The organism is Vibrio sp. MMG023, assembly GCF_021654215.1.
GTDB lineage: Bacteria > Pseudomonadota > Gammaproteobacteria > Enterobacterales > Vibrionaceae > Vibrio > Vibrio jasicida.
In genome coordinates, this window is the sequence record NZ_JAKFZP010000002.1 from 297,168 (window position 1) to 322,272 (window position 25,105).

Annotated in this window: 20 protein-coding genes; 7 read left to right on the top strand and 13 right to left on the bottom strand. The window is 44.8% G+C overall.

The genetic code is table 11. From position 1 onward, the window contains the following. The first annotated feature begins 110 nt into the window (after positions 1-110). Positions 111-2,171 (top strand): methionine--tRNA ligase, encoded by a 2,061-nt coding sequence (gene metG, locus L1076_RS06435; protein WP_045405732.1) that lies wholly within the window; start codon positions 111-113, stop codon positions 2,169-2,171. 212 nt (positions 2,172-2,383) lie between these two features. Then, complete coding sequence (locus L1076_RS06440) at positions 2,384-3,190, top strand: hypothetical protein (RefSeq protein ID WP_039977055.1); 807 nt, start codon at positions 2,384-2,386, stop codon at positions 3,188-3,190. A 71-nt stretch (positions 3,191-3,261) separates the two neighbouring features. On the opposite strand, the gene fadR is transcribed toward L1076_RS06440, so the two are convergent. Next, positions 3,262-4,101: a fatty acid metabolism transcriptional regulator FadR gene (fadR, locus tag L1076_RS06445; protein WP_038869421.1), complete on the bottom strand. Its 840-nt coding sequence runs from the start codon at positions 4,099-4,101 to the stop codon at positions 3,262-3,264. A gap of 639 nt (positions 4,102-4,740) precedes the next feature. On the opposite strand from fadR, the gene nhaB reads away from it, so the two are divergent. Both nhaB and dsbB read left to right on the top strand, forming a co-directional pair. Beyond that, positions 4,741-6,327 carry a Na(+)/H(+) antiporter NhaB gene (gene nhaB / locus L1076_RS06450; RefSeq protein WP_038881618.1) on the top strand — a complete coding sequence of 529 codons (1,587 nt, stop codon included), beginning with the start codon at positions 4,741-4,743 and terminating at the stop codon, positions 6,325-6,327. Between the two features lie 86 nt (positions 6,328-6,413). Further along, positions 6,414-6,950 (top strand): disulfide bond formation protein DsbB, encoded by a 537-nt coding sequence (gene dsbB / locus L1076_RS06455; protein ID WP_038881615.1) that lies wholly within the window; start codon positions 6,414-6,416, stop codon positions 6,948-6,950. A gap of 79 nt (positions 6,951-7,029) precedes the next feature. On the opposite strand, the gene L1076_RS06460 is transcribed toward dsbB, so the two are convergent. Further along, on the bottom strand, positions 7,030-7,638 hold the full coding sequence (locus L1076_RS06460; RefSeq protein WP_237303393.1) for an SEC-C metal-binding domain-containing protein: 609 nt from the start codon (positions 7,636-7,638) through the stop codon (positions 7,030-7,032). 187 nt (positions 7,639-7,825) lie between these two features. Between L1076_RS06460 and dusC the strand changes: the two genes are divergently transcribed. After that, positions 7,826-8,785, top strand: coding sequence for a tRNA dihydrouridine(16) synthase DusC (gene dusC / locus L1076_RS06465; RefSeq protein WP_237303394.1), 960 nt, complete (start codon positions 7,826-7,828; stop codon positions 8,783-8,785). A 76-nt stretch (positions 8,786-8,861) separates the two neighbouring features. On the opposite strand, the gene L1076_RS06470 is transcribed toward dusC, so the two are convergent. From L1076_RS06470 to yfbV, 6 genes are all read right to left on the bottom strand, one after another. Then, a complete protein-coding gene (locus tag L1076_RS06470; RefSeq protein ID WP_038869413.1) occupies positions 8,862-10,322 on the bottom strand; it encodes a GGDEF domain-containing protein in 1,461 nt (486 codons plus the stop codon). A 112-nt stretch (positions 10,323-10,434) separates the two neighbouring features. Continuing rightward, complete coding sequence (malZ, locus tag L1076_RS06475; protein ID WP_237303395.1) at positions 10,435-12,261, bottom strand: maltodextrin glucosidase; 1,827 nt, start codon at positions 12,259-12,261, stop codon at positions 10,435-10,437. Between the two features lie 139 nt (positions 12,262-12,400). After that, positions 12,401-13,195: an ABC transporter ATP-binding protein gene (locus L1076_RS06480; RefSeq protein WP_038869408.1), complete on the bottom strand. Its 795-nt coding sequence runs from the start codon at positions 13,193-13,195 to the stop codon at positions 12,401-12,403. Next, complete coding sequence (locus L1076_RS06485) at positions 13,192-14,127, bottom strand: ABC transporter permease (protein WP_038881609.1); 936 nt, start codon at positions 14,125-14,127, stop codon at positions 13,192-13,194. The genes L1076_RS06480 and L1076_RS06485 overlap by 4 nt, the downstream gene beginning before the upstream one ends. Before the next feature lie 54 nt (positions 14,128-14,181). After that, complete coding sequence (locus L1076_RS06490) at positions 14,182-15,147, bottom strand: ABC transporter substrate-binding protein (protein ID WP_038869404.1); 966 nt, start codon at positions 15,145-15,147, stop codon at positions 14,182-14,184. Positions 15,148-15,466: 319 nt separating this feature from the next. Then, positions 15,467-15,919, bottom strand: coding sequence for a terminus macrodomain insulation protein YfbV (gene yfbV, locus L1076_RS06495; protein WP_038869403.1), 453 nt, complete (start codon positions 15,917-15,919; stop codon positions 15,467-15,469). A gap of 344 nt (positions 15,920-16,263) precedes the next feature. Between yfbV and L1076_RS06500 the strand changes: the two genes are divergently transcribed. Together L1076_RS06500 and pta are read left to right on the top strand one after the other, a co-directional pair. Then, positions 16,264-17,460 (top strand): acetate kinase, encoded by a 1,197-nt coding sequence (locus L1076_RS06500; protein WP_038869402.1) that lies wholly within the window; start codon positions 16,264-16,266, stop codon positions 17,458-17,460. Between the two features lie 135 nt (positions 17,461-17,595). Continuing rightward, the gene (gene pta, locus L1076_RS06505) at positions 17,596-19,761 is read left to right on the top strand and encodes a phosphate acetyltransferase (RefSeq protein ID WP_038869401.1); all 2,166 of its coding nucleotides are present in this window, start codon (positions 17,596-17,598) and stop codon (positions 19,759-19,761) included. 60 nt (positions 19,762-19,821) lie between these two features. Here the strand turns inward: pta and L1076_RS06510 are convergent, their stop codons facing one another. The 5 genes from L1076_RS06510 to L1076_RS06530 form a co-directional block, all read right to left on the bottom strand. Further along, positions 19,822-20,388: a hypothetical protein gene (locus L1076_RS06510; RefSeq protein ID WP_237303396.1), complete on the bottom strand. Its 567-nt coding sequence runs from the start codon at positions 20,386-20,388 to the stop codon at positions 19,822-19,824. 214 nt (positions 20,389-20,602) lie between these two features. Continuing rightward, positions 20,603-21,874 (bottom strand): MgtC/SapB family protein, encoded by a 1,272-nt coding sequence (locus L1076_RS06515; RefSeq protein ID WP_237303397.1) that lies wholly within the window; start codon positions 21,872-21,874, stop codon positions 20,603-20,605. A gap of 136 nt (positions 21,875-22,010) precedes the next feature. Beyond that, positions 22,011-22,955 (bottom strand): glutathione S-transferase family protein, encoded by a 945-nt coding sequence (locus L1076_RS06520; protein ID WP_038869397.1) that lies wholly within the window; start codon positions 22,953-22,955, stop codon positions 22,011-22,013. Positions 22,956-23,139: 184 nt separating this feature from the next. Further along, entirely contained in the window at positions 23,140-24,132 is a 993-nt protein-coding gene (gene oppF, locus L1076_RS06525; protein ID WP_275424151.1) for a murein tripeptide/oligopeptide ABC transporter ATP binding protein OppF, read from the bottom strand. Beyond that, on the bottom strand, positions 24,129-25,100 hold the full coding sequence (locus L1076_RS06530) for an ABC transporter ATP-binding protein (RefSeq protein ID WP_237303549.1): 972 nt from the start codon (positions 25,098-25,100) through the stop codon (positions 24,129-24,131). The genes oppF and L1076_RS06530 overlap by 4 nt, the downstream gene beginning before the upstream one ends. Between the last annotated feature and the right edge of the window lie 5 nt (positions 25,101-25,105).

Below are 25,105 nucleotides of genomic sequence, written 5' to 3' on the forward strand. Positions count from 1 at the left end.
GAACCCCAAAAAAACTAAGGCAATCCATGGTTTGATGCCTTGGCGTTAGGGAACTCATGGGGTAGTATTAGTCTCTATTTTTTATACCTATCAAAAAGCGATTATTAAGTATGGCAAACGATCCAAGAAAACTGCTGGTAACTTGTGCCCTTCCGTACGCTAATGGTTCGATTCACCTAGGTCACATGCTTGAGCACATTCAAGCTGACATCTGGGTTCGCTACCAACGCCTGCGTGGCAACACTGTAAACTTCATCTGTGCTGACGATGCTCACGGCACGCCGATCATGCTAAAAGCACAACAGATGGGTATTACGCCAGAAGAGATGATCGCTGCAGTGAGCGAAGAGCATCAAAAAGACTTCGCTGGCTTTGATATTAGCTTTGATAACTACCACAGCACACACTCAGAAGAGAACCGTGAACTGGCTTCTCACATCTACCTTGAGCTGAAGAAAAACGGTTTTATCTCTAGCCGTACTATTTCTCAGTTGTTCGATCCTGAGAAGGAAATGTTCCTACCAGATCGCTTCGTTAAAGGTACTTGCCCTAAGTGTAAGTCAGAAGACCAATATGGCGACAACTGTGATAACTGTGGTGAGACGTACAGCCCAACTGAACTGATTAACCCAAAATCAGCAGTATCTGGCGCAACTCCAGTAATGAAAGACTCGGAGCATTTCTTCTTCGACCTACCTCAGTTCGAAAGCATGCTAAAAGAGTGGACACGCTCTGGCTCACTGCAAGCTGAAACAGCAAACAAAATGCAAGAGTGGTTCGAGTCTGGTCTGCAACAGTGGGATATCTCTCGTGATGCGCCTTACTTCGGTTTCGAAATTCCTGGTGAAAAAGACAAGTTCTTCTACGTATGGCTAGATGCACCTATCGGTTACATGGGTTCATTCAAGAACCTATGTGACAAGCGTGATGACCTAGACTTCAACGAATACTGGAAGAAAGACAGCACTGCTGAGCTTTACCACTTCATCGGTAAAGACATCGTTTACTTCCACAGCCTATTCTGGCCTGCGATGCTAGAAGGTTCTGGTTTCCGTAAGCCAAACAACGTATTCGTACACGGCTACGTAACAGTAAACGGCGCTAAGATGTCTAAGTCTAAAGGCACATTCATCAAAGCGAGCACGTACCTAAACCACCTAGACCCTGAGTGTCTACGTTACTACTACGCAGCGAAGCTAAATAGCCGTATCGACGACCTTGACCTTAACCTTGAAGACTTCACTCAACGTGTAAACGCTGACGTAGTAAACAAGATTGTTAACCTAGCTTCTCGTAATGCAGGTTTCATCACTAAACGCTTCGAAGGCAAGCTATCTGCTGAATTTGCAGAACCAGAGCTTTACAACGAATTTGTTGCAGCTGCTGAGCGCATCGGTGAGCTATACGAAACTCGTGAATTCAGCCGTGCTATCCGTGAAATCACAGCGCTAGCAGACAAAGCGAACCAGTACATCGATGAGAAAGCACCTTGGGTTCTTGCAAAAGAAGAGGGTAAAGAGAGAGAGCTTCAAGAAGTTTCTTCTGTAGGTATCAACCTATTCCGCGTTCTAATGGCTTACCTGAAACCAGTGATGCCTGAGCTTGCGGCTCGCACTGAAGCTTTCCTAAACGAAGAGCTAACGTGGGAAGGCGTTGCTACTCCGCTAACTGATCACGAGATCACTAAGTTCAAAGCGTTATTTAACCGAATTGATCCTAAGAAAGTGGAAGCGATGATTGAGTCTTCTAAAGAAGATGCAGCGGCAGAAATAGCAGCAAAAGAGAAAGCTGAAGCTGAGAAAGAAAAAGCAAGCCAAACTGAGCTAGACAAAGATCCTATCGCTGAAGAGATTGAGTTTGATGCTTTCGCAGCCGTTGATATGCGTATCGCGCGCATCATCTCGTGTGAAGAAGTGCCAAAAGCAAACAAGCTACTGAAGTTCCAACTGGACATCGGTGGTGAGACTCGCCAAGTATTCTCTGGCATCAAGTCAGCTTACAAACCTGAAGAGCTAGAAGGCAAGCTAACCGTAATGGTAGCGAACCTAAAACCTCGTAAGATGAAGTTTGGTATGTCTGAAGGCATGATCCTAGCAGCGGGCCCTGGCGGCAGCGACCTATGGATTCTTGAGCCACACGAAGGTGCTCAGCCAGGTATGCGTGTAATGTAATTCATTACGTTATCGTATTGCTTAAAAATCCCTGCCAATTCGGCGGGGATTTTTTTTGACCAAATTCACACTTTTGGTGAGAGTACGCACCAAATTTGTACGCCTGATTTTAATAAAAACTCATAACACTCTGTTTTTATTGACTTTAATTATTGGCATTAAAACTGCTCCTACTTACTTGCTAGGTCAAAAGCACTAATAAGGAGTTGGTTATGTTTGTTTTGATTTCAACTTTCATTTCAATTGCCATTCTGGCGGGGATTTATCACTTGGCTGCGAAGCGCGAGAAGCAACATGCTCGTAAATACCAGCTACTCAGTTTATTGCGTGATGTTGTCTACCTATTACGACGTCATCGAGCAATGACTCACCACTCTCTCCAATATCATCAAAACCACGAAAATGAGATAGAACACGTCCATCGTGAGTTGAGCAATAAGTTACACCTATTACTTGATACGTCACACTTCGAGAACAAACCCATGTATCGCGTGCTGCAAATCAAAATCGATAAACTCATGGAGCAATGGGAGGATAACTCTGTCGCACGTAATCAGATGGAACATGGCCGGTTAATTCGTCACTGTTTGTTCCTGATGGATGAAGTGACCATTGCGTGGTTGGCTATCGCTCAAAGAGATGAACTTAATGACGAATATCACATGAATTGGCAAACTGTCATCGACAGCTTAGAAACATTAACTCAGTTACGGATCAGTATCCAAGATATGGAAGATCGCGGCGGTCCTGAACGAATGCGCAATTATGCGTCAGTAATGATAAGAAGGCTTAATCAGCTTGCGGTTATCAGCCCTTTGAGCCTTGCCTCTCCTACATCAGTAAGTTCCATACAGGCACTCAACGAATACATTGATGGGGATATCAACACGCTTAAAGTAGAGAAGTTGTATGATATTACTTCGGATTTATCTTTGACCATATTTAACACTTACGACCACATTCTGTCAGATATTATTGAAGTCCTGTATCAACCGCTACCAAAGTTATCTTTAGCCTAGTAGTTAAAATAAAAAACCGCAGTCGAGTGACTGCGGTTTCTTTATTCTTGAAAACGTCGTTAAGTTGAAGCTTAGCTGTCGTCTTCAGTGAAGTTGGTTGGAAGTTGCAGCTTCATCTCATTCCAGATCTGTGCACTTTCCATACCGTAATGACGAATCAAAATCGGTAGCTGATCACGCTGACCTGTTTCACAGGTTTCAAACAACTGACGGTAGAATCTCAATGCCAGATCACGTGATGCTGGGTTCGAGAAGTAGTAGCTGCCTACACGATCATAAAGCTTTCTCAAACCGTTAAAAATCAAGCCGTAAATTTGGTTGCCAGAATGGAATGCAAGGCGTTGAAACAGCATGTAGTCATAGAAGTTGAACGTCTTAGCAATCAGAATCTCTTGGCGTTTTGCTTCATCTTTTTCGTTGTCTTCTTTGACACTTTGCAGGATTTTGTCTGCATATGGAGACGCGGCAATAAAGTCATCCCAAGAAGGTGCGCTAACAAGTGCTTCACAAGATTCAATTACGTTCTGGATTGTACGCTCAGACGCCTCTTTGTTTGCTTTGAACGCATAGCGCATAAAAATTGGACTGATATTCGTACGTGCCGCAAGCAAATCTTCAACGATGTTTGTCGCGTTATCAACATCTAACGTCATTAGCGTGTCCAAGATATGCAGACCAGAAGTCTCCATGAATTGGTTCACTTTGGTTGGTTTACCATGCTGGATAGTCAACCATCCATCACGAGCAAGACGTTGCAATACTTCACGTAGTGTAGTTCGAGTAACCCCGATCAGTTCAGATAGTTCACGTTCAGCGGGTAAAATTGAGCCAGGAGGAAAACGGCCGTTCCAAATGCTCTCGATTATGTATTTTTCTGCGAAACCCGCAGGGCTCTTAGCCTTAATGACCATTCTGTTTTTATCCAATATTGATTTCTAAGGGTCGATACCACTCATCATACCACTACTTAACGATTAGCGAAAATTAACGATCAATAAATGAAACGATTTCTCAATATAGAGTTAATACTCTACATATATCTTCAATTTAAAATACCAACCACTTGGAACCAAAGGCGCAAAAGTCATATTCTGTATAAAATACAGCAGTCATAAAGTCATATAAAATAAAGCCTACCTCGTCACATTTTTCTGCTCAAAATATGCAAAATAAATTTGTGTTTTACGATTAATATTCTTTCTTAATTGATCTTTTCTCGTAATTGACTTCGTTTTAAATTCCAAGGTGATTTTTTTTAAGCTTTTCGTGGTATAGTAACGCCGTTTTGATCGCGTTATTACAAATAAAAAGCAGTTTTAGTCGGAAGCATCACGTTTTGTTATTGACTATAAAATGCCGAGGTGTAGAGTTGCGGTCGAAAGTGAGCGGTGCTTAAGTTCAGGGGAAGTAACTTGGCAAGACTACAGTAAGACAATGGATTGTTGTTTTTCTAAGTTATTGTTTTAAAAGACTAAATAATAAGTCTAACAAACAGATACTTAAGCACTATTGTAGTGTCTATTCATAATTTTGTTATAAAGAGAATTATCATGCCGATGTCGCTCGGAAATGCCTTTATCAAGAACTTCCTTGGTAAAGCGCCTGATTGGTACAAAGTTGCCATTATAGCCTTCCTAATTATTAACCCGATTGTTTTCTTCTTAATTGACCCATTTGTTGCAGGTTGGTTGCTAGTAGCGGAATTTATTTTCACATTAGCAATGGCGCTGAAGTGTTACCCACTTCAACCCGGAGGCCTCCTCGCAATAGAAGCGGTTGCTATCGGTATGACTAGCCCTGCCCAGGTGAAGCATGAGCTAGTTGCCAATATCGAAGTACTTCTACTATTGGTATTCATGGTTGCGGGTATCTACTTCATGAAACAGCTTCTGCTGTTCATTTTTACGAAGATCCTGCTTGGTATCCGTTCTAAAACGTTACTTTCGCTCGCATTCTGTTTCGCTGCCGCGTTTTTGTCAGCATTCTTGGATGCGCTGACCGTAATCGCAGTTGTTATCAGCGTTGCCGTTGGTTTCTACTCGATTTACCACAAAGTGGCTTCAGGAAACCCAATTGGCGACCACGATCATACTCAAGATGACACCATCACTGAGCTAACTCGTGACGACCTAGAAAACTACCGTGCTTTCTTACGTTCACTGCTTATGCATGCTGGTGTAGGTACCGCACTAGGTGGCGTAACGACGATGGTTGGCGAACCACAAAACTTAATCATTGCTGACCAAGCTGGTTGGTTCTTTGGTGAGTTCTTGATTCGCATGGCACCGGTAACACTTCCAGTCTTCTTCTGCGGTTTAATCACTTGTGCAGTTGTAGAGAAGCTGAAAATTTGTGGTTACGGTGCACAACTGCCTGATAACGTTCGTCAAATCCTTGTTGATTTCGACCGAGAAGAACGCAAAACACGTACAAATCAAGACGTCGCTAAACTTTGGATTCAAGGTCTTATTGCCGTGTGGTTAATTGCAGCACTTGCACTACACTTGGCAGCAGTTGGTCTGATTGGCCTTTCGGTAATTATCCTCGCGACTTCGTTCACGGGTGTGATTGAAGAACACTCAATGGGTAAAGCGTTTGAAGAGGCTCTGCCATTCACGGCACTACTAGCGGTATTCTTCGCGATTGTAGCCGTTATCATTGACCAAGAGTTGTTTAAGCCTGTTATCGACGCGGTTCTCGCCGTTGAAGACAAAGGTACGCAACTTGCGTTGTTCTATGTTGCAAACGGTCTATTGTCGATGGTATCGGATAACGTATTCGTAGGGACAGTCTACATCAATGAAGTGAAAGCGGCATTGATCGACGGTCAAATCACCCGTGAACAATTCGACCTACTTGCAGTAGCAATCAACACAGGTACTAACCTACCTTCTGTTGCGACTCCAAACGGTCAAGCAGCCTTCCTATTCTTGCTAACATCTGCACTGGCACCATTGATTCGTCTATCATACGGCCGCATGGTTGTCATGGCATTGCCATACACTATCGTACTTGCTCTTGTAGGTTTGATGGGCATCATGTTCTTCCTAGAACCTGCAACCGCATTCTTCTACGATGCTGGTTGGATTGTGCCTAGTAGTGGTGATCTAGCACCCGTTGTGTCAGGTGGACACTAAAAATATGAGTTGATTAGGAAACTTATCCACGTTAAAAAGCTCTGAGTAATCAGAGCTTTTTTATATTTCAGACAGGATTGAAACCCGTGACTATTTTCGCATCACTAAACCAGTTTTCGAAGGGACGCTTATCTTGGCTTCTACTTCTTCTTGCTATTGTCTTCTTTGAAGCCTGTGCCCTATTTTTCCAGCACGTTATGATGCTAGCCCCTTGTGTTATGTGTATTTATGAACGCGTAGCCATGCTAGGTATTGGGGCAGCTGCAATGCTCGGCCTTATTGCACCAAACAACCCAATCACGCGTTGGATTGCGCTTGCAGCTTGGGGAGCAAGTGCATATAAGGGTTTAATGCTGGCAATGCAGCATGTCGATTACCAATTTAATCCATCGCCGTTTGCTACATGCGATCTCTTTGTTACGTTCCCAAGCTGGGCGCCATTAAATCAATGGGCACCATGGATGTTTGAAGCGTATGGTGATTGTGCAAAAATCGTATGGCAATTCTTTGGATTATCGATGCCACAATGGCTCGTTGTTATTTTTGCCGGCAACTTGATCGCTTTTGCTTTTGTTCTTATTGCTCAATTTGTAAGCCCAAAAAGAAAGAACCCGATCCAATAACACGGTTCAATAACCAAGCGATAGTTATGAAAAAGCCGACCTCAGGTCGGCTTTTTCACGTCAAGTCAGCGAGTGAAATCTACTTCCCACAACACTGCTTAAATTTCTTACCACTCTCACATGGGCATGCATCATTACGGCCTACACCTTTGAATGGATTTAAGCTCTTCGACTTTTTACCGACCATCAGCTCATCAGCGCCTAATGCGACTTCATTGATCATCAAGTCAAGCTGGCCCACAAAATCAGAAAGCGCAGGCGGTGTTGCGATGCCAGCATCACGCATTTGTTGCTGTGTTTGCTCTTCATCAATCGCCAACATCATTGTCGTCAATAATGCTTGCAGCATGCGCTCTAAGCCATCATTAAGCGCAACGTCATGCCATTGTTCCTCAATGGTTGTCCATACAGACATAAAGCCTTCTGCAAAGTCTGCTAGCTGCTCTGTATTGCTATCTGTTAACTCTAGAATCGAGTATTCATTACGCAGGATATAGTTGTGCTGCTTGTGAATCTGTTCTTCTACTACTGGTTGAATCGCTTTAAAACCCTCACCTAATAGCGGCTCTAGCCAAGTTTCTGGAGCTAAAGGTTTCGTCGTTAAGTTGGCTGCGAGTACCGCGCCTTCAATAAAAAGTGAAGACTCACCTAGCTGGACTTCACCTTTTTCTATCAATGTATATTGCATGACATCTGGTTTCCCATGAATTTGGCGGCATTATACCTCAGAGCTTATACCCAAGTAACCTCGAGATGCTTGGGTATATAGAATGCAAGTTGATGTCACTCCAAGCGGATGACTCTTTTAATGACAAACTTCACTCACATCGCTACAATCGCCCTCCTTTTTCTCACCAAACTGTATTAGGCAAACTATGCGAGTTGTATTAGGCCCGATGGAAGGGGTTTTGGACCATTTGATGCGTCAAATCCTGACTGAAATAAACGACTATGATCTTTGTGTGACAGAGTTTGTTCGCGTGATCGATCAGCTTCTTCCAGATCATGTTTTCCATCGCTTATGCCCTGAACTTCTGCAAGACTCTCAAACTGCATCTGGTGTACCTGTCCATGTCCAACTACTCGGGCAAGAACCAAACTGGATGGCTGAAAACGCGATAAAAGCAGCGGAGCTTGGCGCGCGCGGTATTGATTTGAACTTTGGCTGCCCAGCAAAGTTGGTGAACAAGAGTAAAGGTGGTGCAGCCTTGTTACAGCACCCTGAACTCATCCATAATGTGGTTAAAGCATGTCGCGATGCCGTGCCTAATGATATTCCAGTGACCGCAAAGATTCGCCTTGGCTGGGAGAACCCTGAAGACTGTTTTGAGATTGTAGACGCAATTCAAACAGCTGGAGCGAATGAGCTCACGGTTCATGCTCGTACCAAAGAAGGCGGATACAAAGCTTCTGAAATTAAGTGGGAATACATTACGAAGATTCGTGAGCGTTTCGATATCCCATTAATCGCTAACGGCGAAATCTGGAATTATGAAGATGGTCAACGTTGCATTGCGACCACAGGAGTTGATTCTTTGATGGTATGCCGAGGTGCATTCAACATTCCTAACCTTGGAAACATGGTTAAACACAACCACCAGCCTATGCCTTGGTCAGAAGTGGTTGATCTATTGATTTACTACTCACAGTTTGAAATGAAGGGCGACAAAGGCTTGTACTACCCGAACCGCGTAAAACAATGGTTCTCTTATCTGCGACAAGCGTATCCAGAAGCGAAAGAACTGTTCCGAGAAATCCGTACGTTTAACAAAGCCGCCCCTATTGTCGAGTACATTCAACGCTATCGAGATGAATTGCACGCGCGCGTCGCTTAACCTACCGACATTAAAAAAGGGCGATGAATTCGCCCTTTTTTATGTCTAATTTCCAACAATAAATTGCTTAAGTCGCTTAATAACAGATTTTGTTCTTACCTGTACTTTTCGCTTCATAAAGCTTTTCATCAGCAAGCTTAAACAGCTCATCAAAACCTTCCAATTGAGCCGCAGACTTAAATTCAACCCCACCCGAAACCGTAAAGCCTCCGTCGACGATTTTAATGGAGTGTTTGGCAATTGCTTTTCTTACACGCTCTAAAATTCTTAGCATGCTGTCGAAGTCTTCATCATAGATAGCCAAGACGAACTCTTCTCCACCAAAGCGTGACGCAACATCAGAATGTCGAATGTTATCTCGAATGCATTTGGCGACTAAGCGAATCGCATCATCACCTACATCATGACCATAAGTATCGTTAATCGCCTTAAAATCATCAATATCAAACACTGCTAAAGCAACGTGCTTTTTGGTCATTTTGTTTCGCCACACCGCTTGAATACCGCGGCGATTTAATAGTCCTGTCATGGGGTCTTTAGCGGCCAATTCCTTGAAGTAACGGCGCTCTGTTTGTGTATTCACTAGGAACAACGCCACTGTACTCAAAACGTAAATAAAGAAAGCCACAGCCACACTGTATTTCTCAAACGCAATCAGGTTTTTAAATTCATCCCAAAGCTTGTATTCATAAAAAATACTGTGGTTAGCACTTAAACGGTCGTGCTCCACAGGTTGAATTCGCATTGCGTTTTGAGGTATCGGCGTGACGTTAGAAATAATATGCAGCTTACCCGCGAGATTCTCATTGGTCTTGAGGAGTGCATCGACATCAAAATCAATGGATAGAACCCCTTGATGAACAGCCTTCTCATAAATCGGCACTGTTAAGCTGATAACTTGACCATCACGACGTGCCAGCATCGGCGCAGGGCCAGACATGGTGACTTTTACGGTTTCTTGAGCTGTCTTTTGCCAAAATGGTCGCGCTTTTAGCGTATTCCATAGCTCTTGGGAAAAGTTCTCTGCATAGGTGTCTGGTGATGAGATAACGTAGCCACGCTGGTCGATATAGTGGATACCTATAATGTGCGATTCAATGTCATGCAGGAACGACAAAGACGGCGCAAAACCCGCTTTCTTTTCTGCCAAATTAAACAGAGCAGAACCTTGCTCACATAATTCTTTTTGACCAACAATCATGTAATCCAGTTCGACCGCAGGTAAACCTCCCGAATGTTTATTTTCTAAGAGCAATACATCGATAGGCCATACGTAACACATGCCATTTCTTATCATATGGTTGTGTTCTTGAAACAAAGGATGGGCTGGATTTGAGTAATTAACAAAGCTGTAGTCTAAAGCGGTAAGTACTTTAATCGCTCGGTTCAGCGCGCGATCAATCTGCGCGTATTCCAACGTAATGTAGCGATTCATTGCATCGTAATAGTTCTTCGCAGTCACGATCATGACTGCGATAAACAAAAATAGCGGGAAGAAGATGACAAACTTGAGGCTAAATCGCCTTTTATTACCCATTAAACACCATTGTTTCAGTTATTATTTGCCCTCAACAACGTAAGTTACCAAAGGGCTATTTATAGTTTTTCATTTATGTATTCATAAATTTTAATAAATCTGAGCTAACGTGTCACTCCAACTGCCATAATTTGCAGTTCATTGCTGGGATATTGACAGAAAAATGACGTTGCGCATCGATAACTTCACCATTGTCTAATAATTGATGCAAGTGCTTTGCATTTAAGCCAAGTTGCCATAAAGGTAAATTAACAATTTTGTCGTATTCGCTTAAGTTAAATGCCACAACTATTGTTTCTTCTTTCCACTGTCTGGCATACACCATTGTGCTTTCATCACAGTGTAACCATTGTATACTCCCTGACTGTAATGACTTGTATTTATTACGAATTACAATTAATAGCTGATAGAAAGGAAACCACTGAGAACCATCTAATTCCTCCCAAGGGAAGCAACGTCTATTGTCCGGATCTAAACTCCCTCCTAACCCCACTTCGCTACCATAGTAAAGGCATGGAGTACCGACATAAGTCATTAACAATAACAATGCCACTCGCATTTTTTCTTCATCGCCATTCAAAAGCGTCAGAAAACGGGCAGTATCATGGCTATCTAACTGATTAAGTTGAGAGAGTTGGTTTGCAAATGGGATTTTAGCCCGAGCTTCATCTATCCACTCTTTAAACTCCATAACATCAATATCAATTGGGTCATACATGATGTCTTGTTTTGCAATCAAAGCGCGAACCGGATGAGCAAAGCCGTAATAATTCATCGCGCCATCTTCTTGTCCCCCCTGAAGCCATTGTGTCGCTTCAAAGAAATGCTCCCCTAACACATAGGCATCGGGATTGACCTCTTTTGTGGCCTTGCGAAAAGCTTCCACATAGTGTGCGTTGTTCTTTGCGCCATCGCCCTCACCTAACATATGAATCACATCGAAGCGCCAACCGTCGACAGCATAAGGCGGTTTAAGCCAATATTTGATGACCGACTCTTCACCTTGGTAGATATGGTCACGAACTTGTTCATTCTCAAAGTTCAGAACCGGTAGATTGCCAATACCTTTCCATCCAATGTAATTGTTGGTTTGTCCCTCGAAGAAGTAGTAATCACGAAAGTCAGAATTTGGATTCCCATAAGCCCCTTGGCCTTCTTGTTTAAGATCAAACCAAGGGTGATGAACTGATGTGTGGTTAAACACCGCATCCAAAACAATCTTCATCTGCTTACCACGAATTTGCTCACACAACTGCGCAAACTGCTCATTCGAGCCAAACATTGGATCAATCTTGAAGTAGTCTGTGGTGTCGTATTTATGGTTGCTTGGCGCTGTGAAAACTGGGTTGAAGTAAAGTGCTGTTACACCAAGTTCGGCCAAGTAATCCAGTTTTTTCTCTACGCCTTTTAAGTCGCCACCAAAGAACTCGCGCGCACCCGTATTTTTATGAGAACCAACAGGGTCTCCCCATGACTTAACCAGTGCGTCTGGGTCATAGGCAGCATAATCATCTTGGGTGACTTGCTCAGAACGACTTGAGGCAAAACGGTCCGGGAAAATTTGGTAAAAGACCTGCTCTTGTACCCAACTTGGCGGTTGAGATTGAGTGTTGAGTTTGAAGTGAAACTCTTTGGGCGGCATACGTTTATGTACACCTCTGCCATCGAGCCAAAACTGCTGCTTGCCTTTGAGCAGTTTGAAGACATAGTGAGTCACATCACGATCTTTATTTGACGCAAACTGAGCTTTCCAGAGAGTAAGCTCACCAGCTTCTCCGCTGCGTGACATGCTAATCAGGTATTCTTCATTATCCGGTTCACAACGAACGTGCACGCTATCAAAATCAGTGTTCTCGGTTTTCAGGATGACGGTTAGCAAATCGCCATCAAAAGTGAGGCCATCATCAGTTTGGCTATGGAAGATAAATGGAAGGGTCATGGCAAGTGCTCTTAGTATTGGAATATTCCACTATTTTAATTAAGAGTATTTACCGAAAAATCCTCCTTTTAAAACGACCATTTAGGTTATTTCTCAAGGAGGATCACGTTTGGTAGGCGTAGTTCTGTGTTTGCTTAGATTAGTTCAACAATAAACTGTCGTCCGCTAATTCCTCTCCTCGCACCTTTGAGAACATCTCTAGGAGATCCGGAACTTGCATATTGGCACGTTGCTCACCTGCGACATCAAGAACAATCTCACCTTGGTGCAGCATGACCGTTCTGTCACCACAAGCCAGCGCGTCTTTCATTGAGTGCGTCACCATCATCACTGTGAGATTGAACTCGCTGACGATACGCTTGGTTAGATCGATAACAAAAGCCGCCATGCGCGGATCTAACGCAGCAGTATGCTCATCTAACAACAACAGCTTACTGTCTGATAGTGTTGCCATGACCAAACTCACGGCTTGACGTTGGCCGCCAGACAACAGACCAATACTGTCTCCTAGCCGGTCCTCTAAACCCAAACCAAGAATACTGATTCTCTCCTGGAAAAGTTTACGTCGTTTGGAAGAAATCGCCATTCCCCAACCACGACGCTTACCGCGCATGTACGCTAGAGCCATATTCTCCTCGATGGATAAGTCCCCACAAGTCCCTGCTAAAGGATCCTGGAAAACTCTCGCACACTGCGTAGCACGTTGGTCCACACTCTTTCGTGTTACGTCTTGCCCGTTGATAATGACTTGCCCACCAATCATCGGTGTTTCACCAGTCACCGCACCAAGCAGAGTCGACTTTCCCGCACCGTTAGACCCAATCACAGTGAGGAACTGGTGCTCAGGCACATCCAGAGATACGCCTTTTAACGCTCGGTTTTCCAAAATCGTTCCGGGGTTAAAAGTTACTTGAATATTACTTAACTCAATCATAGCGCCTCCCCTGAACCATTTTTAGATGCCGTTTGTTTGGCGTCATTAACGCGTTGTTTGGCTTTCATTTTTTGTTTTAGCTTTGGTGCAATTAGAGCTACAGCTACAAGCACCGCCGTAACGAGATTCAGGTCGGAAGCCTGTAAGCCAAACATGCCAGAGCTCAGAGCAAACGCGACAGCAAGTCGGTATAAAACCGAGCCAATAATGACCGCACATACCGCCACCCATATTTTGCGACCTGGAATGAGTGTCTGGCCAAGAATCACTGCCGCAAGACCAACCACTATCGTACCGACACCAGAGGTCACATCAGCAAAGCTATTGGTCTGAGCAAACAAGGCCCCAGCAAAGCCAACAAAACCGTTAGATAGCGCCAAGCCAAAGTAGGTGTAAAACCCTGTACTGGCTCCTTGCGCTGCAACCATACGCGCATTGACGCCTGTAGCCCTTAAACCAAGGCCAAAATCACTGTTCAGTAAACGCACCACAAACCAAGCAGAGAACAAGACCAGTACACCGACAACTAACGGCCGGATGTACATAGAGTCCCCTATGGCTTCAAACGGGGTAAGAATGGTGTCTTCACCTAGAAGGGCCATATTGGGCTTGCCCATGATGCGAATATTGATAGAGAACGCCGCAATCATGGTAAGGATGGAAGCTAATAGGTGAAGAATGCCACATCGAACCGCTAGAAAAGCCGTTACCCACCCTGTCATCCCACCAGCAATGACAGCCATTCCGGTGGCAATCCAAGGATTGATGCCCGCAACAATCGCAGTTGCAGCCACGGCAGCCCCCATTGGAAAGCTGCCATCAACACTTAAGTCGGGAAAGTCGAGAACACGAAAAGTTAGGTAAACGCCTAATGCAACCAAGCCATAAATCAAGCCGATCTCAAGCGCACCAAAAAAAGCAAATGCAGACATAACTGCTCCCTCTGCATAAATCAGGTCAGCATTTTACCGACCTAATAAGGACTCTTATTGCATGCTAGTTGCACGTTTCACTACAGCGCTAGGTAACTGGATACCGAGTTTGGTCGCAGCACCTTCATTCACCACTAAGTCAGAGCCCGTCGCAACTTTGACATCTAGCTCACCCGGTTCTTTACCTTCTAATATCGCAGCAACATAATCCGCGGTTTGCACACCTACCTGATAGTAGTCAAACCCGAGGCTGGCAATGGCACCTTTTTCGACGTAAGACGTTGCACCACCAAACACTGGCTTTTTCGCCTGATTCGCCGCAACAATCATCCCTTCTATCGCACTTGCGACTGTGTTGTCTGTTGGCGCATAAAGCACATCCGACTTAGCGGCAATGGCTTGCGTCGCCGATTGAACATCCGCACTCTTCAATGCTGTCGCTTCCACGACTTCTAATCCATTTGCTGCTGCACTTTCTTTTAGCAGTTGTACCAGCGTCACCGCGTTTGCTTCTCCTGGATTGTAAACCACACCAATGGTTTTAGCGGCTGGGAGTATTTCTTGAATCAAAGCAACATGCTGTGCCACAGGTGATAAGTCAGAAAGGCCAGTGACGTTTTTCCCCGGCTGATGCATGGATTTCACAAGCTTTGCGCCCACCGGATCCGTTACCGCAGTAAATACCACAGGAATTGAACGTGTCGCTGAAACCAGAGCTTGAGCAGAGGGCGTTGCAATACCCACTAAAACGTCTGGATTCTCACCGACGTATTGGCGAGCGATCTGTACGGCAATCGCGGGGTTACCTTGGGCAGTTTTATAATCAAACTCGAGGTTTTTGCCCTCTTCGTAACCTTTGGCTTTTAGACCGTCTAATAAGCCTTGTCGGGTAGCATCTAACGCTGGATGCTCAACGATTTGGGACACCGCTACGGTTGCGGTGTTGGCAAACACGCTAGCGGAAGAAAAAGTCGCCGTAGCAGCTAAAATGGCGGTGGCTAGTAAACGTTTTGTTCTCATCATTACTCCTTGATGTCTCTTCATCCTTGTACCACGAGCGTTCGTAAAAATTATGATGCCAGCATGGTTATTCAGAAGATGGGATGTCGTGTTTTTTGTGCACTTTTTGTGCATCTCATTTTCATTATTAACGCTAACTCTCGGTAAATAAAAGTAAGATTTAACAACAAAGTAACATTTGTGATCGCGACGCCGCTATAAAGATAGTTTTGACAGCACAGAAAACGGTGGGATGGAGAAATGTAGAACAGACAGAAATGGAGTGACAAAGGCTCACTCCATTTTCATAACATTGACTTGAGGGTTGTTGTTGTCGAGATTAGAACCAGCGCTCCAGCGCAGTTTTATCTAACTGACGGAAAGCTCTGTTCAAGATAATCGCCAATTCTTTGTATCTTGGTTTTGCTTTTGCTGGCTCAAGTGCAAAGCCTGTCTCAGTGATCTTTTGATGCAGTTCTCGGTACCAAGACGCAAGTGCTGGCGGCAATTTGGTGTTAGAACGACTGCCTAACCACCACATCCCTTGTAAAGGCATGCTGATGGCAAATAATGCGACGACAATGGCTTGCGGTAACGCATTGTAATTGTTAAAAGCCATTTGAGTGAGAACACTGATCGCCGCTACTGCCGGCATCACTTTAATGCCGAAACGCGTTGCTTTGATAATGCGTTGTTCGGGAAAAATGGCGGTCAGCTCTTTACGAACCGGCCAGATCTCCATGTAGTTTTGGCCATCTTTCAGGCTATGGAACAATCCGACTTTATTACTCATACCACTCTCTCACTAAAAAATAGTTGAACATTTCAACTGAAGGCGCAAAAAATTGATGAAAGTTAATATTCTTTCAAAATTTTTTTGTTATCATTGCCTATTATCGCTATCCTTTGCAGACCCTCAATCTCATTGTTGCCGTTATTTACAATTTAAGCAACTTGAGATTCCTATCTGCACGGATCGCATCATAGTGATGGATGGGTTCATCACTATTCTTTTATACGGAATTAGAACGATTTTTGACCAAGATTAGTACGCACCCTCGATGGTATCGTCTATTCTTGTGATTAATTTTTCATCCTTTAACTGATTTTGATCAGACGAATAACAGGTAGTCACACATGTCTAAGCTAGTTTTAGTTTTAAACTGCGGTAGTTCTTCTCTTAAATTTGCTGTTGTTGATGCAGAAACAGGTGCAGAGCACCTATCAGGTCTTGCTGAATGTCTTCACCTTCCTGAAGCACGTATCAAGTGGAAACTTGATGGTAAACACGAAGCTCAACTAGGCAACGGTGCAGCACACGAAGAAGCACTAGCGTTCATGGTTGAAACTATTCTTGCTTCTAAGCCAGAGCTTAAAGCTAACCTAGGCGCTATCGGTCACCGTATCGTTCACGGTGGCGAACAGTTCACTCAATCTGCACTGATCACTGACGAAGTACTTAAGGGTATTCAAGACGCTGCGACTTTCGCACCGCTTCACAACCCAGCGCACATCATCGGTATCGAAGCTGCTAAGCACAACTTCCCAGAGCTTCAAAACGTTGCTGTATTTGACACTGCGTTCCACCAAACTATGCCTGAAGAGTCTTTCCTATACGCTCTTCCTTACAAACTATACAAAGAACACGGTATCCGTCGTTACGGCATGCACGGTACTTCACACCTATTCATCACTCGTGAAGTTGCAGGTCTACTAAACAAGCCAGTTGAAGAAGTTAACATCATCAACTGTCACCTAGGTAACGGTGCATCTGTTTGTGCGATCAAGAACGGTCAATCTGTAGATACTTCTATGGGTCTTACTCCTCTTGAAGGTCTAGTAATGGGTACTCGTTGTGGTGACATCGACCCAGCTATCGTATTCCACCTACACGACGCTCTAGGTTACTCTGTTGAAGAAATCAACAACATGCTAACTAAAGAGTCTGGCCTACAAGGTCTAACTGAAGTGACTTCTGACTGTCGTTTCGTCGAAGACAACTACGGTGAGAAAGAAGAAGCAACTCGTGCAATGGACGTGTTCTGTCACCGTCTAGCTAAATACGTAGCAGGTTACACGGCTTCTATGGAAGGTCGTCTAGACGCAATCACTTTCACTGGTGGTATCGGCGAGAACTCTGGCCCTATCCGTGAAATGGTTCTAAACCGTCTAGGTATCTTCGGTATCGAAGTTGATGGTGAAGCTAACCTTAAAGCTCGTTTCGGCGGCGAAGGTACTATCACTACAGCAAACAGCCGTATCCCAGCAATGGTTATCTCTACTAACGAAGAGCTAGTAATTGCTGAAGACACTGCACGCCTAGCAGGTCTTTAATAGAATGAACTGGCTAGCCCTCGGCTAGCCAGTTTTTCTTCCAAACGAATTTCTTAGGGGCTCAACTCCTATTCTCTGAACCTCATGGAATAAGAGTTGAGCTTTTATCCCCCAATAGCTAAAGGTACTCTACGAATGTCTCGTACTATTATGCTTATCCCTGCAAGTGCTGGTGTTGGTCTAACTAGCGTAAGCATGGGTGTTCTTCGCGCTATGGAGCGCAAAGGCGTTAAGGTTTCTTTCTACAAACCAATTTCACAGCCACGTTCTGGCGGCGATCAACCTGATCTAACTTCAACAATCGTTGGTTACAACAGCGATATGAAGATCGGTCAACCTCTAGCGATGTCTGTTGCAGAAAGCCTAATCGGTAACGACAACATGGACGAGCTGCTAGAAACGGTTGTTGAACGTTACAACCAAATCAACAAAGACGCAGACGTGACGCTTATCGAAGGTCTAGTACCAACTCGTAAGCACCCATTCGCTAACCAAGTGAACGCGGAAATCGCAGCAACTCTAGGTGCGGAAATCGTTCTTGTTGCAACTCCAGGTACCGATAACCCAGCTCAACTTAAAGAGCGCATCGAAGTAGCATGTTCTAACTTCGGTGGTACTAAGAACAAGAACATCTCTGGCGTTATCATCAACAAGCTAAACGCACCTGTTGACGAAGCTGGCCGTACTCGCCCTGACCTATCTGAAATCTTTGACGATGCAGACAGCGCGAAGCAAAACGAAATGAAAGTGATGGAAATCTTCAACACTTCTCCAATTCGTGTACTAGGTTGTGTGCCATGGAGCATCGATCTGATCGCTACTCGTGCTATTGATATGGCTCAGCACCTAAATGCTGACATCATCAACGAAGGTGACATTGCGACTCGTCGTATTAAGAGCATCACTTTCTGTGCACGTTCTCTGCCAAACATGATTGAGCACTTCAAACCAGGTTCTCTACTTGTTACTTCAGCAGATCGTCCAGACGTTATCGTTGCAGCAGCGCTTGCGGCAATGAACGGCGTTGATATCGGTGCTATTCTGTTGACTGGCGGTTACGACATCCCTGAAGAGATTTCTGGTCTATGTAAGCCAGCATTCGAAACAGGTCTGCCGATCTTCAAAGCACAAGGTAACACTTGGCAGACTTCTCTAAACCTACAGAGCTTCAGCATCGAAGTTCCTGCTGACGATAAAGAGCGTATCGAGTTCATCAACGAACACGTTGCGGGTCACATCGACGGTAACTGGATCGAGTCTATGACTGAGGGCACTCAGAAGTCTCGTCGTCTAAGCCCACCAGCATTCCGTTACCAGCTAACTGAATTCGCTCGTAAAGCAGGCAAGCGTATCGTTCTTCCTGAAGGTGACGAGCCACGTACAGTGAAAGCTGCAGCGATCTGTGCTGAGCGCGGCATTGCAGAATGTGTGCTTCTAGGTAACCCAGACGAAATCCGTCGCGTTGCTGAGCAGCAAGGTGTAACACTAGGTGCTGGCGTAACGATCATCAACTCTGATGAAGTTCGTGAAAACTACGTTGCTCGTCTAGTTGAGCTACGTGGCGCGAAAGGCATGACTGAAGTTGTTGCTCGTGAGAAGCTACAAGATTCAGTATTCCTAGGCACTATGATGCTTGAGAACGACGAAGTTGACGGTCTAGTTTCTGGTGCGGTTCACACCACAGCGAACACTATCGTACCTCCGTTCCAAATCATCAAGACTGCACCTGATGCGTCTATCGTATCTTCTGTATTCTTCATGCTGCTACCTGACCAAGTACTGGTTTACGGTGACTGTGCGATCAACCCAGATCCAACAGCGGAACAGCTTGCTGAAATCGCTATCCAATCTGCTGATTCTGCAGCGGCATTCGGTATCGACCCTCGCGTTGCTATGATCTCTTACTCTACTGGTGAATCTGGTAAGGGTGCAGACGTAGATAAAGTTCGTGAAGCAACAAAACTTGCTCAAGAGAAACGTCCAGATCTAGTAATCGACGGTCCTCTACAGTACGACGCGGCTATCATGGAAAACGTTGCTGCTTCTAAAGCACCAAACTCTCCAGTTGCAGGTAAAGCGACAGTATTCGTATTCCCAGACCTAAACACTGGTAACACGACTTACAAAGCGGTACAACGTTCAGCAGACCTAGTTTCTATCGGTCCAATGCTGCAAGGTATGCGTAAGCCAGTAAACGATCTATCTCGCGGTGCACTAGTAGACGATATCGTATACACAGTTGCTCTAACTGCGATTCAGGCAGATCAAGCTGACCAAGCAAAAGAAAAAGCAGTTAACTAATTAACCGCACCTTTCTGAATGAAAAAACCTCGCCACGGCGAGGTTTTTTATTTCATGTTGCTATACGAGAATCGGGTCCATTGGACGATTCAATTGATACTGCACGTTCAAATTCGTATTACTCGATCCGATGTCCCTATACTTCCAACGCACACCTTCATTGAGCTGGCGAGCAACGACGGACTCCACGGTAAGCAAGTTATCATTTTCTATGATGAGCCGATCGCTATCGCTACCACTTGAGGCAGCGCGATAGTGCGTCATGAACCAATCTCGTTTCAACATGTATTGACGCGCGTGGCCAAACTCATGAATAAGCCCAACCGCTGGTGACTGCGTCCCTCTAGATACATTGTTATTTGGCACACGACTGCGTCCAACGGGTTTATTGCGCTTAATGTCGTTTACATTCAAGCTATCAAAAGGATTCCAAGTCACTAAACTGCCGCGAACATTGCAGCCTGCTTGTTTTACGATTTCTGCAGGAAAAAAGCTGCTGGTAGTATCAGTTGTACAAAGCAACGTGACCTCTTCGCCTCCCGAAAGAAAATCTAATAGTGCTGCCGCCGCACTAGATTGACGTAAATAGGCCACAGCGTCGTTATATTTAGTGATAGGTTGTTCCACGGTTTTCCATTTAAAGCCCGTCCCTTCGACCACTCCTGGAAATACAGTAATCATATCGTTTCTTCCTTGTTCAGATTCCTAGCGCTTGGAACGAAAGCCCAGCACTTGGTGAATCAGTATAGAAAAAGGAATGAGTTTTACTTGATTGATAAGTACAGATTGGAACCTAGCTCGCGACCTAATAAATTGTTTTTGCATCAGACGGTTATTTGTTCTAAACCGCCAAATAGACAAGCCCACCCAAACAAACCGCACTCAACATAGGTGGAACAACCTTAGCCCACAGTTGACGAGCACCTATCATGAGTACCATCCCCATCTTTACAATGGTATTCACTGACGCCGCGATAAATATCCCGAGCACAGCAACCTCTATCGCCAATGACTGAGTACTTTGACGCCCTAAAGTCAGTGAAATGGCATCAACATCCGTAATCCCTGACACCGCAGATAGAACTAAGATACCCGCACTACCAAACCAATCTGAAAGCGCATGAGATAACAATATAATGATCGCCAACACAACACCAAAGAACAGTGCCGATTGAAGGGCCAACGGGTTAGTCTGTTTGTTTGATTGCTCTATTTTCTCGACTTCACTGCGACGCCATATCCACCAAGCCGGCAAATAAAGTGCAATCATCATGACCAAGACAATCGGCCATAACAGACTGACTAATTGAGGATTGAGAACAGATAAGACAATCAACAAGCGAGGAAACATAGTGCCGCAACTCAACAAGATTCCGCTTGCGAGCAGAGGGCTGATACCTTCCTGCTCACGTGAAAGATGAGAGAACTGCAACGTAAGTGCGGTAGAAGAACTTAAGCCAGCAAAGACAGACGTAAACAATATGCCCCGCTTCGCTCCGCCGATCTTAATCGCGAAATAACCGACAAATGAAATACTGGCGATCAGCACCACCATCCACCAAATCTCATAAGGATTCAGTGCCTTCCAAGGACCGTACGCTTGGTTAGGTAGAAGAGGCAATAAAACGATGGAAATAAGCAGAAGACGCAAAGCCGCATCCAACTCATATTCTTGTAAACGCTGCAACGCTTGATGAAGCTCTTTCTTATTGTCCAGCACAACTGCAGTGATAACTGCCGCCGCTGCTGCAAGAACGGCCTCACCAGAAACAGCTAAACTGCCGAGTACAAACGTAATCACTAAACTGACCACACCTGTAATGCTGATATCCTCACTCTTTTTTTGCTGAATCACAAATGCAATACAAGCAAGAATAACCAAAGCAATAAGAGCAAAGCCAAGTAACAAAGGCGTGTAGATCTTAGCAAGAATACCGATCAGGCCGCCAAGTAGCCCCACCAAAGAGAAAGTGCGAATCCCCGCAACTCGACTGCCTTCAACACTGTTACGCATTACCCAACCGCGTTGGGTTCCGACAATTGCGCCTAATAACAGGGCAATAAACAGATTCCAAATTAGATGCTCACCACTGACAAACTCATTGACGTCCATACCCCACCTAAGTCCAAGATCGGTTGTTATATCATCAGTTTATGTGTTCATAAGGAATAAGGTGTGACGGTGGGAAGATATTGAGAAAAAGAAAACGCGCCAAATCAAATGGCGCGTTTCTCGGAGAGCTTAAATTTTAAATTAGGTCCCGACCATGGAGCGAATCCAAATCTATCGCCGGGCCTTTTGGTACCACTTGCGTAGGGTTGATACCCGTATGACTGAAATAGTAGTGACGCTTAATGTGGTAGAAGTCTGTAGTTTCTGCCACACCTTCTACTTGGTATAGCTCTTTCAAATAGCCTTGAATGTTTGCGTAGTCGGCAATGCGTTGTTTATTACATTTGAAATGGCCTACGTATACTGCGTCAAAGCGAACAAGAGTCGTAAACAAGCGCCAGTCGGCTTCGGTGATTTTGTTGCCCGCTAGGTAGCGATGCGTCGCAAGATGAGCATCAATTTTATCCAGTGCTGCGAACAATGAATCAAACGCCTCTTCGTACGCCTCTTGCGTTGTCGCAAACCCACAACGGTAAACACCGTTATTCACGTTAGGATAAATATAGTCGTTCCACTGGTCGATAACACTTTGAAGTTGCTCCGGGTAGTAGTCATCTTTGTTCCCCGTTAAATCGTTAAACTCGGTGTTAAACATTCGGATGATTTCAGACGATTCATTCGACACGATGGTGTTGGTCTTTTTATCCCATAAAACCGGAACAGTAACGCGACCTGTGTAATCAGACTTGGCTTGAGTGTAGATTTGGTGCATTCGAGTATGGCCAAACAGTGGCTCTGGCAACCCCATTTGCCAGCCTTCACTTAGCATATCTGGGCAAACGACCGTGACGTCTATGTGTTTTTCCAAACCTTTGAGTTTGCGGAAGATCAATGTGCGATGTGCCCACGGACAAGCAAGCGAAACATAAAGGTGGTAACGGCCTGACTCAGGTTGGAATGTTGCATCCGGTTTATTCTTTACCCACTGGCGAAAACCCGCATCTTCACGAACGAACTTACCACTGCTTGATTTAGTGTCATACCATACGTCTTGCCAAACGCCTTCAACTAACTTACCCATAACTGCTCTCCTCATATCTTGTCTTCTACTATATTAGCGATTCATACTGAGCTTAGAATCCGTTCACTTAGTACATCTTGTTCAAGAATTTCGAATGAACTTAAACCAACAAAAATCGTAGGCATAAAAAAAGCGCGACCCTATAAAAGGAGCCGCGCTTAAGCCCGTCACAGGCTGAATTAGATTATATCGCTACGTTCAAACAGGAAACTGCGTGAACATCAGAGCCTTGGATATTTGGTTTAGTCTTCGAGCACTCATCCGTCGCTTGTGGGCAACGAGTGCGGAAAACACAACCCGATGGTGGGCTAATAGGTGACGGTAAGTCCCCTTCTAGCATTTGAATCTTTTTGTTGCGCTCTAACTCCGGATCAGGAATTGGAACCGCTGACATCAAGGCACGAGTGTATGGGTGCTTTGGATCGGCAAATAAAGCCTCTGATTCACCGAGCTCAACCGCATTACCAAGATACATAACCAGTACACGATCAGAGATGTGCTTTACAACGGACAAATCGTGCGCGATAAATACCAAAGAAAGACCAAGCTCTTTTTGTAGCTCTTTCAGTAGGTTAACTACCTGAGCCTGAATCGATACATCAAGCGCCGATACTGGCTCGTCACAAATGATCATCTTAGGCTTTAGGATAAGAGCACGAGCAATACCGATACGCTGACACTGACCGCCTGAGAATTCATGTGGGTAACGGTTGATCACGTTAGGTAATAGACCTACCTTCGCCATCATCTCTTTAACGCGGTCTTTCACTTCTTGCTTAGTCAGTTCTGGGTAGAATGTCTCTAGCGGCTCAGCGATGATGTCGCCCACTGTCATTCGCGGGTTCAAAGAAGCCAAAGGATCTTGGAAAATCATTTGGATTTCTTTACGCGTTTCGCGGCGTTGAACGTCTTTCATTTTCGTCAGGTCTTGACCCAACCAAACCACTTCACCGTCGGTAGCTTCAACAAGACCAATGATCGCGCGAGCAAACGTAGACTTACCACAACCAGACTCACCTACTACACCAAGAGTCTCGCCTTCGTACAGACGAACATTTACGCCGTCTACCGCTTTTAGGCTCGAAGGCTTTGACCACGGCCACGCTGATTTCGATGCAATGCTGAAGTGAACTTTCAGATCAGACACATCCAGAATTAGTTTTTTATCTGTACTCATTTGCTCCAAGCCTCCCATTCAGAAAAACATGCACGCTGACGACCATCACCAAATGGTGTCAAGATTGGTGCTTCGCGTTTACAACGACCCATCACGCGGTGGCAACGCTCTTGGTAAGGGCAGCCAGGTGGCAGACGCAGTAAGTTTGGCGGGTTACCTGGAATTGTTGGCAGGATCTCGCCTTCTGTATCTAGACGAGGAATCGCTTTTAACAGACCTTCCGCATACGGGTGGCTTGGGTTGTAGAAGATTTCGTTCACAGTGCCGTACTCCATGGTACGACCTGCGTACATCACCAGTACTTTGTCACATGAACCTGCAACAACACCAAGATCGTGCGTGATCATGATGATTGCAGTGTTGAACTCAGATTTCAGTTCGTTCAGCAGATCCATGATCTGCGCTTGAACCGTAACGTCCAATGCCGTTGTTGGCTCATCCGCAATAAGCAGTTTTGGACGACACAGTAGCGCCATTGCGATCATTACACGCTGACGCATACCGCCTGAAAACTCGTGTGGGTACATAGTGATACGCTTGCGAGCTTCTGGAATTTTTACCGCTTCAAGCATGCGAACAGATTCTTCGAACGCTTCAGCCTTGCCCATACCTTTGTGCAGCATCAGAACTTCCATAAGCTGATCACTAACTTTCATGTATGGGTTAAGGGACGTCATTGGGTCTTGGAAGATCATCGCGATCTGTTCTGCACGAACCTTGTTCAGTGCTTTTTCTGGCAGATTAAGGATCTCGTTTCCTTCAAACTTCGCGCTACCAGAAATGATACCGTTCTTCGCTAGCAAACCCATGATAGCGAATACGGTTTGTGATTTACCTGAACCCGACTCACCTACGATACCTAGGGTTTCACCTTGGTTTAGAGAGAAGTTCAAATCGTTTACTGCGGTCACGATACCATCTTGAGTGGTAAATTCTACGCGCAGATCTTTGACATCTAATAAACTCATCATTG